Source organism: Streptomyces sp. SID4985 (genome assembly GCF_009863025.1).
Lineage (GTDB): Bacteria > Actinomycetota > Actinomycetes > Streptomycetales > Streptomycetaceae > Streptomyces.
Window position 1 is genome coordinate 1 of sequence record NZ_WWIR01000032.1, and the last position, 13,507, is coordinate 13,507.

The window sequence follows — 13,507 nt, forward strand, 5'->3', positions numbered from 1 at the left end:
GGTGGAGCGCCGACGCGGCGGGAAGGGCGCGATACGCGGCGGCGAGGCCGACCCGGTGGCGCCCGCCGCCTCGGCACCGTCCCTCGGCCGGGGCGGCGGACGCACGGCCCGTCCGGCCACCCCGCCCGCCGCCACCGGTTCAGGCGACGACTTCAGCGACATCGAGGCCATCCTCAAGAAGCACGGCATATGACCCGGCCCTGAGGGAGCGCGGCGTCACAGGCGGCCCCGGTACGTCCGAAAACGTTCACGACACGGAGCGAGCCGAACGAATCGGTGCGAATTCCGCAGACTCCCGCGCTTTACAGGTGTGTTGATCGCGTACAGGGCGCCCCGTGGTCCATCATCACCGCGAGATGGTGGATACGACACAGAGCGAGGCCCCGCCGCAGGAGGACGAGCCGCGCGGGTGCCTCTTCGCCCTTTCCCAGCCACCGCTGATGATCTTCCTTGCGGTGATCGGGTGTCTGATCCTCATGGCGGCGCTGCACGATCTGCTGTTGCTGTGAGCCGTACACGTCCGTCCCGGCGTCACCCGCCGGGACCGGCGTCGGTCCGAAGCCCCGACCGTCCCCACGCCCCGGCGCTCGACCGTCTCAGCCCGCCGACTCCGACTCCTTGCGCCGCGCGCGGTACGCGGCCACATGCAGCCGGTTCCCGCAGGTACGGCTGTCGCAGTAGCGGCGCGAGCGATTGCGGGACAGATCCACGAAGGCACGCCGGCAGTCCGGCGCCTCACAGCGCCGCAGCCGCTCCTGCTCCCCGGCCACCACGAAGAAGGCGAGCGCCATCCCGCAGTCGGCGGCGAGATGGTCGGCCAGCGACGCGCCGGGGGCGAAGTAGTGCACATGCCAGTCATAGCTGTCGTGGTCCGTCAGACGCGGGGTGGTGCCCGCGGCGGCGACCAGCTCGTTGATCAGCCCCGCGGCGGCGCGGGCGTCCGGTGCCGCGAAGATCCTCGCGAACCGGCCCCGCACCTTGCGCACCGCCGACAGGTCGAACTCGGACAGCGCCCCCACATCACTGACCGCGTGGCCGCGCACGAACGCGGCGAGCGCCTCGACGTCCGGCAGCCCGTCCGCCGCCGTGTCGTCCTCCGGCGCGGTGTTCACCAGATCGACCACGGTGTCGAGGGCGCACCGGGTGTCGTGGGTGATCAGCACGTTTCGCTCCCTGGCCTGGGGGTCGGGCGGACGCCCGCCGATGCTGGCCGATGGTAGCGACAACCCGGGCCGCCGCACCGGGCCCGCCCCGGGTGACTGCCCGGGCAACGCCTCGCCCCCCGTCCGGGTTCCCGGATCCGCGCGGAAAGCCGGGCGGACGGCACGCGGCGAAGGGAACGCGGGCACGGCTCGGCGCCGTCACCGTGAGTGTTCACGGTGACGGCGCCGAGCCTGCCGGTATACGGCTGTGCGGGCCCGAGCCGTCTCCCCGAGTGGACGGCGCCGGGCGTCTTGGACGGGCGGCGGCCTAGCTCTCCGCCAGGATGTGGGAGAGCTCCTGATCCAGATCGAAGTGCCGGTGCTCCGTGCCGGGCGGCACGGCGGCGTCGGTCCGCTTCAGGAAGGACTCCAGGGCCCGTGCGGGGGCCTCCAGCAGAGCCTCGCCCTCGGGAGAGCTGAGGGCGATGCACACGACGCCCTGGCCATGACTGCGCGATGGCCAGACACGGACGTCGCCGGTGCCGGTGGGCCGATGCAGCCCCTCGGCGAGAAGATCGCGGGCGAACACCCACTCGACGGTTTCCTCGGCTCCGGTGTGGAAGGTGGCGTGCACGGCGTAGGGGTCGGCCGTGTCGTACCGCAGGCCTGCGGGGACAGGCAGGGAGGACTCGCTCGACACAACGAGGCGCAGGTGCAGCTCGCAGCTGACCGTGGTGTTCATAAGCGCCAGGGCCTTTCGCTCAGTGTGCGCTCGGGGATTCGCACGTCGGCGAAATCGACATGCCACCTACGGTGCCGTTGTAAACCCCTCTGGGGGTTTTGCATGAGTTTCCGTACCTCTTCCGGCCGAGAACTTGTGCGACATCTGCCACCATTCCGGTGACTGGAATCACTCGGGTAGGGTTCGACGGTATGAATACGGGGAGTGACGTTCCGGGTGAGGTTGTCGTGGCGGACAAGGCGGACGCGGACCAGGAGCAGCCCGGACAGGGGCTGGGCTCCCGTGCGCCCGGATTCGTCAAGGACCGCCGCGCCCTCCATCTGAGCTGGCAGGTCGGCGTCTTCCTCGTCGGCCTCGCGGTCGTCGCCGCCGGCATCGTGATGCTCCCGCTGCCCGGCCCCGGCTGGGCCGTGATCTTCGGCGGCATGATGATCTGGGCCACCGAGTTCGTCTGGGCCCAGCTCGTGCTGCGCTGGACGAAGCGCAAGGTCACCGCCGCCGCGCAGCGCGCCCTCGATCCCCGTGTGCGCCGCCGCAACATCGCCCTGACCGTGATCGGCCTGGTGATCATCGGCGTGCTCACCGCGATCTACGTCCGGCAGTTCGGCTTCGTGCCGCCCTGGAAGATCTAGGCGGTCGGAACCACCCTCTGACATGCGGTAATGTTCTCTCTGCGCCCGGGCGATTAGCTCAGTGGGAGAGCGCTTCGTTCACACCGAAGAGGTCACTGGTTCGAACCCAGTATCGCCCACCCGGACCGACGGCCCATCTGCTTGCGAGCAGGTGGGCCGTCGGCATATGCGCTACGCTCCGCGCCCGCCGCTCCCCACGGACACCCGTCAAGACCGACTTCCGGACGGACCGCCCCACCCGCGCCGAAGCACCCCATTCAGGCCGCCTCCGGAAATACCCCCGCACCCTATTGCGCGACCGCGCCCACGCAATTCCCGTTGCGCCCGCATTTCCGCGGCACCTCGCACCGCACCCGGAATTCCGGAATCCTCAAGTCCTGTGTTCCGACAGGTCATATGAGTACAAGTCACTTCATGGGAAGCGGACGCGCAATGCCGCACACGCACCGCGCGGGACCCCGCACCGCACCCTGCCCGCGCCCTCCGTCACCGGAGACCGGTCGCGCCCCGGCGGCCCCGGCCGGTACCCCGCACCGAGGCGGTTTGGAGGAACCCCGCCGAGACCTGTATTGTTCAGTGCGTTCCCGGGCGATTAGCTCAGTGGGAGAGCGCTTCGTTCACACCGAAGAGGTCACTGGTTCGAACCCAGTATCGCCCACCCGGATCGACGGCCCATCTGCTTACGAGCAGGTGGGCCGTCGTCGTACGCCCACACGGCACCCCCTTCGCACCAGCGCCCCGCCACCGCTAAGCCGCCGCCGACAGCTCCTCCCTCAGCGGCCACTCCGTGCTCACCGTCTCCGGCGAACCACTGCGCGCGAACCACGCCTGGAGGCCCCGCGCCTGCGCCGCGTGCCAGCCGACCTGCAACGCGTGCAGCTCCGCCGGAGAGAGGCGCTCAAGGCGTGCCGAGAAACGCCGCCCCACCGCCCGTACGACATCCAGCGCCGCCAGCGCGTCCGCCGCCGCGTCGTGCGCGTCGTTCAGCGCCACGCCGTAGTGCTCGCACAGGTCCGTCAGCGTGCGGCGGCCCTTGCGGTAGCGGTCCAACTGCTTGTCCAGCACCCGGGGGTCGAGCACCCGCAGCGGGGCCGCCTCGAACCAGCGGTCCAGCGACGAGGCCCGGTGCCGCCGCAACTCGCGGTCCAACAACGTCAGATCGAACGGCGCGTTCATCACCACCAGCGGGCGCCCCATCGCCGTGTGCTCCGCCAGTTGCTGGGCTATCTCGTACATCACCGGCGCCGGCCAGCGGCCGTTGTGCTGGAGATGTTCCTCCGTCAGCCCGTGCACCGCCGTCGCCTCCGCGGGCACCGGCACCCCCGGGTTCACGAGCCACCGGCTCACCCGGGGCCGCGTACCCGGCGCGTCCTGTACGACGACGGCGGCCGCCACGATCCGGTCGCCCTCGACGTCCACACCCGTCGTCTCCGTGTCGAAGGCGGCCAGGGCCCCTTCGTACCAGCAAGTCATCCCAACCCAACTCCTCGTTCACCCAGGACACATGACATGCCGTCTTCTGCCCGTTTGGTGATACCCGGGCTGTTTGCGCCGTACGCCGGGCGGAGACAACAGGAGTACGGGTCTTTGCAGTTCAGCGGCCCGAAACGGGAAAACCCTTGGCTGGGAAGGCTGTTCGTCATGGCCATTGCGCAGCCCGAGCGGGGCGGGCTGCTGCCCGAACGCGCGGGACTGGTTCGCGGCACACTCGCCACCACCGCCTGCATGGAGACCCTGCAGGTCGGCTATCTGCACGCGGTCGCCGCCGCCGCGGGCTGCTCCCTGTCCCAGCCCTTCCCGGACAACGGCATCGACTGGCACGTCAGCCACAGCGCACCAGGCCACACCGTCGACGACGAAGTGACGATCAAGGTGCAGCTCAAGTGCACCTACCAGATCGCCCCCCACCCCCCGGGGCCCACCTTCTCCTTCACGCTCGACAACGACCATCTGCGCAAGCTCGCCCGCACCCCCGTCTCGGTGCACAAGATCCTCGTCGTCATGATCGTCCCGCGCGCCCAGGAGGACTGGCTCCGCGCCGGACACGACCGGCTCGACCTCCGCCACTGCTGCTACTGGGTCAACCTCGCCGGACACCCCGTCACCGGGCGCCACCGCACCACCGTGCGCATACCGGTCTCACGCATCTTCGACGACCGCGCGCTCTGCGAGATCATGACGCGCGTCGGGACGGGAGGCAGACCATGAGAAGCCGCGCCGACGACTCCGACGACGACACCACCGTCCGCCACCTGCGCGCCCACCCCGACCACCTCCCCTGGCACGAGACCCCCGACCCCACCCGCGTCGACCCCGCCGTCCTCACCACCCTCCTGCACCGCCATGGCTGGCAACGACGCGGCGGCGCCGCCGGGCGCTACGGCCGCTGGACCCCGCCCGCCCCGGCGGGCCCCGGCACCAGCCTCCTCGTGCCCGAGAACCGCGCCTTCCCCGACAGCGACGACCTCCTCGGCGAAGCCCTGGACGCCCTCGCCCGCAGCACCGCCCCCACCGCCCGCGAGGTGCTCATCGCCCTCGCCGTACCCAGCGACGAGATCCGCTGGCACCGCGACACCCCCTGCGGCCCCGCGGGCGCCGCCCCCTGGACCACCGACGAACATCTGCGCACCGCCGCCCGCCGCACCCTCCTGGCCGCCGCCCTCGCCACCCGCGCCCCGGCCGGCTACCACGGCGCCCGCCACCGGTCCGCCGCCGCGACCCTCCTCGACAGGATGCTCGTCGGACCGGCCGCCGAAGGCCGCCGCCTCACCGCCTTCGCCCCCGTACCCACCGCACGCCCCCTCGCCGTCCGCCTCCACCAGTCCCTGCACGCCACCCGCGAGGCCATCGACTACCAACGCGCCACCGGCAGCGCGGCCGCCTTCGACGGCGCCATCGCCGCCGGAGTCAGCCGCGAACTGACCGAGGCGCTCACCGTCCTCGTCCGCGGCAGCGAGGGCGCCCGCGTCACCGTCTCCTGGGCCCCCGCCGCCGGAGTCCCCGACGGCTGCGCCGCGCACGCCGAACCCGTCGAGTTCTCACCCGGCGACCTGCCCGTCCTGCGCGCCGCCGCGGCCCGCTATCTGCGCGCCGAGCCCTCCGTGCCCGTCGCGGTCACCGGCGTCGTCGTCCGCCTGCGCCGCTCGGGACCGCGCGGCGCGGGCACCGTACGGCTCCGCGTGCTCACCGGAGCCGAGGTGGCCCATCTGCGCCTCACCCTCGGCGAGGAGGACTACCGCATCGCCGGATACGCCCACCTCGTCGGCCTCCCGGTGCGCGTGCACGGCAGGCTGGAGCGCAGGGGCGGCTTCCGCAGGCTCACCGGCGCCACCGGGGTCGTCCCCGTCCAGGTCGACGAGGCCGAGCGCGACCGGCTGATGAAATCCCTCCAGGAGAACCTCGACTCCTTCGAGGAGGCGTGCGGCGAGACGTACGGCGAAGGGGACGGAAAGTAACCGTTTCGCGGTGGACGGTGCCGGGTCGGTACGATCCCTTGTGCGCGCGCTCCTGGTATGGCGCCGCATCCCACTTCAGTCAGGAGAGACCGGTGTCAGACGTCCGTGTGATCATCCAACGCGATTCCGAGCGGGAAGAACGCGTGGTGACGACGGGCACTACGGCCGCCGACCTCTTCGCGGGCGAGCGCTCGATCATCGCCGCGCGTGTGGGCGGCGAGCTGAAGGACCTCAGCCACGAGCTGTCCGACTGCGACGAGGTCGAGGGTGTCGAGATCTCCTCCGAGGACGGTCTCAACATCCTGCGCCACTCCACCGCGCATGTGATGGCCCAGGCCGTGCAGGAGCTGTTCCCCGAAGCCAAGCTCGGCATCGGCCCGCCGGTCAAGGACGGGTTCTACTACGACTTCGACGTGGAGAAGCCCTTCCACCCCGATGACCTCAAGGCCATCGAGAAGAAGATGCAGGAGATCCAGAAGCGGGGCCAGAAGTTCGCCCGCCGTGTGGTCTCCGACGAGGACGCCCGCGCGGAGCTGGCCGACGAGCCGTACAAGCTGGAGCTGATCGGCCTCAAGGGATCGGCCTCCTCCGACGACGGCGCGGACGTCGAGGTGGGCGCCGGCGAGCTGACCATCTACGACAACCTGGACGCCAAGACCGGCGAGCTGTGCTGGAAGGACCTCTGCCGGGGTCCCCACCTGCCCTCCACCCGGAACATCCCGGCGTTCAAGCTGATGCGCAACGCGGCCGCCTACTGGCGCGGCAGCGAGAAGAACCCGATGCTCCAGCGCATCTACGGCACCGCCTGGCCGTCCAAGGACGAGCTGAAGGCGCACCTGGAGTTCCTCGCCGAGGCCGAGAAGCGCGACCACCGCAAGCTGGGCAACGAGCTGGACCTCTTCTCCATCCCGGAGCAGATCGGCTCCGGCCTCGCCGTCTTCCACCCCAAGGGCGGCATCATCCGCCGCACCATGGAGGACTACTCGCGGCGCCGCCACGAGGAAGAGGGCTACGAGTTCGTCTACACCCCGCACGCGACGAAGGGGAAGCTCTTCGAGACCTCGGGCCACCTGGACTGGTACGCCGACGGCATGTACCCGCCCATGCAGCTCGACGAGGGCGTGGACTACTACCTCAAGCCCATGAACTGCCCGATGCACAACCTGATCTTCGACGCGCGCGGTCGCTCGTATCGCGAGCTGCCCCTGAGGCTCTTCGAGTTCGGGACCGTGTACCGGTACGAGAAGTCGGGCGTCGTGCACGGCCTCACCCGGGCCCGCGGCTTCACCCAGGACGACGCGCACATCTACTGCACCCGCGAGCAGATGGCGGAGGAGCTCGACAGGACGCTCACCTTCGTCCTCGGCCTGCTGCGCGACTACGGTCTGACCGACTTCTACCTGGAGCTCTCCACCAAGGATCCGGAGAAGTTCGTCGGCTCGGACGACGCCTGGGAAGAGGCCACCGAGACCCTGCGTCAGGTCGCCGAGAAGCAGGGCCTGCCGCTCGTGCCCGACCCGGGCGGCGCCGCGTTCTACGGCCCGAAGATCTCCGTCCAGGCCAAGGACGCGATCGGCCGTACCTGGCAGATGTCGACCATCCAGCTCGACTTCAACCTGCCCGAGCGCTTCGACCTGGAGTACACGGCGGCCGACGGCACCAAGCAGCGGCCGGTGATGATCCACCGCGCGCTGTTCGGCTCCATCGAGCGGTTCTTCGCCGTCCTCCTGGAGCACTACGCGGGTGCCTTCCCGGCGTGGCTCGCCCCCGTGCAGGCCGTCGGCATCCCGATCGGTGACGGGCATGTCGAGTACCTGGAGAAGTTCGCGGCCGAGGCCAAGAAGCAGGGCCTGCGGGTCGAGGTGGACTCCTCCTCGGACCGGATGCAGAAGAAGATCAGGAACGCCCAGAAGCAGAAGGTGCCGTTCATGGTCATCGTCGGTGACGAGGACATGAGCGCGGGCACCGTCTCCTTCCGCTACCGCGACGGCTCGCAGGAGAACGGCATCCCGTTCGGCGACGCCATCGCGAAGATCGCGAAGGTCGTGGAGGAGCGGGTCCAGGTCTGATCCGGACCGGCCCCCGTACGAGCCCCCGAGGACTAGTTCCTCGGGGGCTCGTCCTCTTCCCGCGAGAACACCTGCAGCAGCCACGACGAGAACGACCCCGTCACCGCCCCGAGCAGCGCCAGGCCGCCCGCCATCATGGCCGCCGCGATGATCCGGCCGCCCGTCGTGACCGGGACGATGTCGCCGTAGCCGACGGTGGAGAGGGTGGAGCAGGCCCACCAGACGGCGTCGCCGAAGTTCTTCATCTGGGAGGCGGGGGCGTCCCTCTCCTGCTGGTAGACCGCGAGCGCGCCGGTGAAGCCCATCAGGAGGGTGGAGAGCCCGGAGTAGACGATCACGCGCGCGTACAGCGGGAGCCGGGGGAGTCCGCGCCGGTGCTCCATGGCCTCGTAGATGCGGACGATGCGGAGCGGGCGCAGCAGGGGCAGGATCAGGACGAGGGTGTCCAGCAAGTGGGCGCGGACGAAGCGCGGGCCCTGGCCGCTGAGGGTCCAGCGCACGGCGTAGTCGACGGCGAAGAGTGCCCAGCAGACGAGGAGCAGCGAGAGCCAGAGGTCGTCCCACGGGGTGCCGGGGCGGGGGGAGAGGACGAGGGCGGCGTAGGAGCCGAGGAACGTCATCGAGGCCACGGTGAGCGGCATCTCGGCGTGGCGCTCCCAGCGCGCCGTGGGGCTGTCGTGGTCCACCGGGTCAGCTTGGCCGTTTGGTCCCCTTCCGCCGCCCCGGCGACACGCCGCGAACGGGCGAAGCCATATGCTGCCTTGCATGACGAGTGAGCCCGAGCAGCAGATCGGAGTGGGGACGCAGGACGCGTTCCAGCGCCTGTGGACGCCCCACCGGATGGCCTACATCCAGGGCGAGAACAAGCCGAGCGGTCCGGGTGCGGACGACGGCTGCCCGTTCTGTGTGATTCCGGCGAAATCGGATGAGGACGGTCTGGTCGTGCGGCGGGGTGAGCACGTGTACGCGGTGCTCAATCTGTATCCGTACAACGGCGGCCATCTGATGACGGTGCCGTACCGGCATGTGGCCGACTACACCGATCTGACCGGTCCGGAGACGGCCGAGCTGGCGGAGCTGACGAAGCAGGCGATGACGGCGCTGCGGACGGCGTCCGGGGCGCACGGGTTCAACATCGGTATGAACCAGGGTGCGGTGGCCGGTGCGGGTATCGCGGCCCATCTGCATCAGCACATCGTGCCGCGCTGGGGCGGGGACACGAACTTCATGCCGGTGGTGGGGCACACGAAGGTGCTGCCGCAGCTGCTCGCGGACACGCGGAAGATGCTGGCGGAGGCCTGGCCGGCGAGCTGACGCCGTACCTCACGCACATGAAGGCCGCCGGTTCTCCGGCGGCCTTCACGCGTCGTACGAGCGGTTCTACGCGTTGTAGAGGTCGGCCTTCCCGGGGGTCGGGTCCTGCACCTGGCCGCTGAGGAAGGAGGAGCGGGCGCCGAACTTCTCGGTGTTCACGCCGTTCTCGTTGAGGACCTTGATCGCGGCGGCGTGGACCACGCGCAGGACCGGGGTGGCCGCGCGCAGGGCGTCGTCGGCCATGAAGCGGTGGCGCCAGGGCTGGTCGGCCCAGGCGTGCCGGAGGCCGAAGGGCTCGGGCAGGGCGATGGAGCCGCCGAGCCAGTTGAGCAGGGGCGGGTACCAGGTCAGCGGGGCGCGCACGGCGAGTCGTACGACCTCGTCGGGGTTGACGAGGGGGAGCTTGACGGTGCGGTTCTCCCAGCGCTTGACGGACTTGGTGACCGTCTTGGTGGGGGCCTCGGACTTGGAGGTGAACAGGGGGTTCACCGGGCCGAGGGCGTGGCCGGTGACCTCGATGCGCAGGGTCTCGTGGAGCACGGTCACGGTGGTCATCATGGTGATGACCAGCTGGCCGTCCCACAGAGTCCACTGGACGCCGAGGTAGTGGCGGTCGCCGCTGCCGAACTGCTGCTTGTTGCAGATCTCCTGTATGGCGTGCGGCTTGACCTGGAAGGCCTCGACGTCGGTGCCCTCGGGGCGGGAGACGGCCTTGGCGTTCTCGCCGATGGGGGTGACGATCCAGTGCCGTATCGACGGGCGGGGGAAGCCGCCGGTGTTGAGCGGGCCGCGCTCCAGCATCCGGAGCTGGTCGTGGATGGAGCGTATGACGTCCCAGCTGCGGAAGGGGTGGATCTCGCGGCCGGACTCGGCGGGGACCAGGTCCTCGGCGAGCTGCCAGGAGCCCCAGCGGGTGCCCATGCCGAGGACGCCCTTGGGTCCTGCGTAGAAGACGGAGTTGGAGCGCTGTTCGGCACTGAGCCGGGCCAGGGACTGGCGGAGCTGTTCGGCGGCGGTCTCGCCGGGGCTGCGGGGTACGGCCTCGGGGACCTTGGCGCCGACGCTGCTGCCGGAGAGCAGGCCGTCCCAGCGGGCGCGCAGGTCGGCGGCGGTCTGCTCGCAGACGCGCCTGGCCCAGTACCAGCCGACGACGGGGGCGATGACGGCCGCGCGGGCGTACCAGCCCCAGAAGCCGCTGAAGGGGAGCTTCAGGAGGAAGAGGACGGCGAGGAGGCCGACTCCGGCGAGGAGTGCGGTGCCGATGGCTCCGGCGCGTTTGTCCTCGCGTTTGGCGAGAAAGGCGCGGAGCTGGAAGACGACGAGCCAGGCGATGAGGCCGGGCAGGAAGATCAGGCCGCAGACGACCATGATCATGGAGAGTTTGTTGTCGCGGTCGCGGCGGATGTTGTTCGCGGCGAGGCAGTGTTCGACGATCACCTGGGGTTCGGCGCCGAAGGACTGGATCAGCGGTTTGCGGCCGGAGGCGAGGAGCCGGTCGACGACGGCGCGGGAGAACGCCTCGCCGAGGTTGGGCCGGAACAGGCGGACGCGGCCGGTGTTGACGGTGGACTGGTGCCACTCGTTGTCGGTCTTCTTGATGTCCTCGATCGCGTTGTCCCGGTAGGCCGCCGAGGCCAGCGCGAAGGTCGCCGCCTGGCCCTCGTCGCCGGAGACGGGCACCTGAGGCCCGTCCCACTCCGTTCCGACTGACATTCCCGCCCCCATCGCCGCCTTCTCGCTCCTGCGGCCTTCCCGACTTCCGTGTCTCGCACACCTGTTGAACAGGCCATCTTGAACGGGCCGTCGTGCGGGCACCGGGTCGCCGGTGCCTGCCACGAGTGGCTTGATCAGCCTAGCCGCGGGCACCGACAACGCACCGGCGGACGACCGAAGCCGCCCACCGGCGCGCGGAGCGTACGCCGGGTGAACTACGGGGTGTCGCCCGCCTGTTCGCGGATGCGGTCGGCCACCTGAGGGGGCATCGGCTCGTGCCGGGCGTAGGCGCGGCTGAAGCGGGCGGTGCCGTGGGAGAGGGAGCGCAGGTCGATGGCGTAGCGCCCGATCTCGAACTCGGGGACCTCGGCGCGGACCAGGGTGCGTCCGGTGCCGACCTGTTCGGTGCCGAGGACGCGGCCGCGCCTGCTGGAGAGGTCGCTCATGACGGGGCCGACGTAGTCGTCGGGGATGAGGACGCCGACCTCGGCGACGGGTTCCAGGAGGTGGATGCGGGTGTCGGCGGCGGCCTCGCGCAGGGCGAGGGCGCCGGCGGTCTGGAAGGCGGCGTCGGAGGAGTCGACCGAGTGGGCCTTGCCGTCGAGCAGGGTGATGCGCACGTCGACGAGCGGGTATCCGGCGGCGACGCCCTTGGCGGCCTGGGCGCGTACGCCCTTCTCGACGGAGGGGATGAACTGGCGGGGGACGGCGCCGCCGACGACCTTGTCGACGAACTCGATGCCGGAGCCGTTCGGCAGTGGTTCGACCTCGATCTCGCAGATGGCGAACTGGCCGTGGCCGCCTGACTGCTTGACGTGGCGGCCGCGTCCGGCGGCCTTGCCCGCGAAGGTCTCGCGCAGGGACACCTTGTGGGGGACGACGTCGACCTGGACGCCGTAGCGGCTGCGCAGCCGTTCCAGGGCGACGTCGGCGTGGGCCTCGCCGAGGCACCACAGGACGACCTGGTGGGTGTCCTGGTTCTGTTCGAGCCGCATGGTCGGGTCCTCGGCGACCAGGCGGGCCAGGCCCTGGGAGAGCTTGTCCTCGTCGGGTTTGCTGTGGGCCTGGATGGCGAGCGGGAGCAGCGGGTCCGGCATCTGCCAGGGCTCCATGAGCAGCGGGTCGTCCTTGCCGGAGAGCGTGTCGCCGGTCTCGGCGCGGCTCAGCTTGGCGACGCACACGAGGTCTCCGGCGACCGCGTGCGGGACGGGGCGCTGCTGTTTGCCGAAGGCCATGGAGACGGCGCCGATACGTTCGTCCACGTCGTGGTCCTCGTGGCCCCGGTCGGTCATGCCGTGTCCGGAGACGTGGACGGTGTCGTCGGGGCGCAGGGTGCCGGAGAAGACGCGGACCAGGGAGACGCGGCCGACGTAGGGGTCGGAGGAGGTGCGGACGACCTCGGCGACGAGGGGCCCTTCGATGTCGCAGGGCTGGAGTTCGCGGGGCCTGCCGTCGAGGGTGGTGACCTCGGGCAGCGGGTGTTCGAAGGGGGTGGGGAAGCCGCCCGTGATCAGTTCCAGCAGTTCCAGGGTGCCGAGGCCCTGGCGGGCGCCGTCGGCGGCTGGGGCGGCGGCGAGGACGGGGAAGAAGGTGCCGCGTGCCACGGCGCGTTCCAGGTCCTGGACGAGGGTCTTGACGTCGACCTGTTCGCCGCCGAGGTAGCGGTCCATGAGGGTCTCGTCCTCGCTCTCGGCGATGATGCCCTCGATGAGCCGGTTGCGGGCCTCCTCGATGCCGGGGAGTTCGTCCTCGCCGGGTTCGGACTCCGTGCGTTCGCCGGTGGAGTAGTCGAAGAGCTTGCGCGAGAGCAGTCCGACCAGGCCGGTCACGGGGGCGTGGCCGTCGGGGCTCTCGGGGGCGCGCAGCGGGAGGTAGAGCGGGAGCACGGCGTCGGGGTCGTCGGCGCCGAAGGCCTCGGCGCACAGCCGGGTCATCTCCTCGAAGTCCGCGCGGGCGGATTCCAGGTGCGTGACGACGATCGCGCGGGGCATGCCGACGGCCTGGCACTCCTCCCAGACCGCGCGGGTCGAGCCGTCCACGCCGTCGGAGGCGGAGACGACGAAGAGGGCCGCGTCCGCCGCTCGCAGACCGGCCCTCAGCTCCCCGACGAAGTCGGCGTAGCCGGGGGTGTCGAGTACGTTGATCTTGATGCCGTCCCATTCGACCGGGACCAGCGAGAGCTGCACCGAGCGTTGCTGGCGGTGCTCGATGTCGTCGTAGTCGGAGACCGTGCCGCCGTCCTCCACGCGGCCGGCCCGGTTCACCGCCCCCGTCGTGAGTGCGAGGGCTTCCACCAGGGTCGTCTTGCCCGCTCCGGAGTGGCCGACCAGCACCACGTTCCGTATGGATTCGGGGTGGTCGGCCGTGACTGCCCTGCCGGCGGCCCCGGGATGTGATTGCGCCTTTTCGCCCATGATCCTGCCTCCCGTGGACGGTGAGG

General features: G+C 70.6%; 12 protein-coding genes, 2 tRNA genes and 1 pseudogene. 9 read left to right on the top strand and 6 right to left on the bottom strand.

Translation table 11 applies throughout. The annotated features are described in order from the left end of the window. Positions 1–193: pseudogene (locus GTW40_RS01310) on the top strand (hypothetical protein); the annotation flags it as partial. Between the two features lie 163 nt (positions 194–356). After that, positions 357–509 (top strand): hypothetical protein, encoded by a 153-nt coding sequence (locus GTW40_RS32470; RefSeq protein WP_199587679.1) that lies wholly within the window; start codon positions 357–359, stop codon positions 507–509. 87 nt (positions 510–596) lie between these two features. On the opposite strand, the gene GTW40_RS01315 is transcribed toward GTW40_RS32470, so the two are convergent. Beyond that, positions 597–1,163 carry a CGNR zinc finger domain-containing protein gene (locus GTW40_RS01315; protein WP_161178283.1) on the bottom strand — a complete coding sequence of 189 codons (567 nt, stop codon included), beginning with the start codon at positions 1,161–1,163 and terminating at the stop codon, positions 597–599. 307 nt (positions 1,164–1,470) lie between these two features. Next, positions 1,471–1,884, bottom strand: a complete 414-nt coding sequence (locus tag GTW40_RS01320; RefSeq protein ID WP_004002642.1) for an SsgA family sporulation/cell division regulator — start codon at positions 1,882–1,884, stop codon at positions 1,471–1,473. Positions 1,885–2,075: 191 nt separating this feature from the next. Here GTW40_RS01320 and GTW40_RS01325 point away from each other — a divergent pair, with 191 nt between their 5' ends. From GTW40_RS01325 to GTW40_RS01335, 3 genes are all read left to right on the top strand, one after another. Then, a complete protein-coding gene (locus GTW40_RS01325; protein WP_161178284.1) occupies positions 2,076–2,516 on the top strand; it encodes a TIGR02611 family protein in 441 nt (146 codons plus the stop codon). A 47-nt stretch (positions 2,517–2,563) separates the two neighbouring features. Beyond that, positions 2,564–2,635 (top strand) — tRNA-Val (locus tag GTW40_RS01330). 467 nt (positions 2,636–3,102) lie between these two features. Further along, positions 3,103–3,174: transfer RNA gene (locus tag GTW40_RS01335), tRNA-Val, on the top strand. An 89-nt stretch (positions 3,175–3,263) separates the two neighbouring features. Here the strand turns inward: GTW40_RS01335 and GTW40_RS01340 are convergent. Further along, positions 3,264–3,989: an exonuclease domain-containing protein gene (locus GTW40_RS01340; RefSeq protein WP_161178285.1), complete on the bottom strand. Its 726-nt coding sequence runs from the start codon at positions 3,987–3,989 to the stop codon at positions 3,264–3,266. 168 nt (positions 3,990–4,157) lie between these two features. On the opposite strand from GTW40_RS01340, the gene GTW40_RS01345 reads away from it, so the two are divergent. The 3 genes from GTW40_RS01345 to thrS all read left to right on the top strand — a co-directional run bounded on the left by GTW40_RS01345 (position 4,158) and on the right by thrS (position 8,040). Further along, a complete protein-coding gene (locus GTW40_RS01345; RefSeq protein ID WP_161178286.1) occupies positions 4,158–4,724 on the top strand; it encodes a DUF4365 domain-containing protein in 567 nt (188 codons plus the stop codon). Next, entirely contained in the window at positions 4,721–5,971 is a 1,251-nt protein-coding gene (locus tag GTW40_RS01350; protein WP_161178287.1) for a hypothetical protein, read from the top strand. Before GTW40_RS01345 ends, GTW40_RS01350 begins: the two co-directional genes overlap by 4 nt. 92 nt (positions 5,972–6,063) lie before the next feature. After that, complete coding sequence (gene thrS / locus GTW40_RS01355; protein WP_161178288.1) at positions 6,064–8,040, top strand: threonine--tRNA ligase; 1,977 nt, start codon at positions 6,064–6,066, stop codon at positions 8,038–8,040. 32 nt (positions 8,041–8,072) lie between these two features. Here the strand turns inward: thrS and GTW40_RS01360 are convergent, their stop codons facing one another. Next, the gene (locus GTW40_RS01360; protein WP_161178289.1) at positions 8,073–8,726 is read right to left on the bottom strand and encodes a potassium channel family protein; all 654 of its coding nucleotides are present in this window, start codon (positions 8,724–8,726) and stop codon (positions 8,073–8,075) included. A 67-nt stretch (positions 8,727–8,793) separates the two neighbouring features. On the opposite strand from GTW40_RS01360, the gene GTW40_RS01365 reads away from it, so the two are divergent. Continuing rightward, positions 8,794–9,354 carry an HIT domain-containing protein gene (locus GTW40_RS01365; RefSeq protein ID WP_161178290.1) on the top strand — a complete coding sequence of 187 codons (561 nt, stop codon included), beginning with the start codon at positions 8,794–8,796 and terminating at the stop codon, positions 9,352–9,354. A 66-nt stretch (positions 9,355–9,420) separates the two neighbouring features. Here the strand turns inward: GTW40_RS01365 and GTW40_RS01370 are convergent, their stop codons facing one another. Together GTW40_RS01370 and GTW40_RS01375 are read right to left on the bottom strand one after the other, a co-directional pair. Beyond that, positions 9,421–11,067 carry a hypothetical protein gene (locus GTW40_RS01370; protein ID WP_161178291.1) on the bottom strand — a complete coding sequence of 549 codons (1,647 nt, stop codon included), beginning with the start codon at positions 11,065–11,067 and terminating at the stop codon, positions 9,421–9,423. 215 nt (positions 11,068–11,282) lie between these two features. After that, positions 11,283–13,481, bottom strand: a complete 2,199-nt coding sequence (locus tag GTW40_RS01375; RefSeq protein WP_161178292.1) for an elongation factor G-like protein EF-G2 — start codon at positions 13,479–13,481, stop codon at positions 11,283–11,285. Between the last annotated feature and the right edge of the window lie 26 nt (positions 13,482–13,507).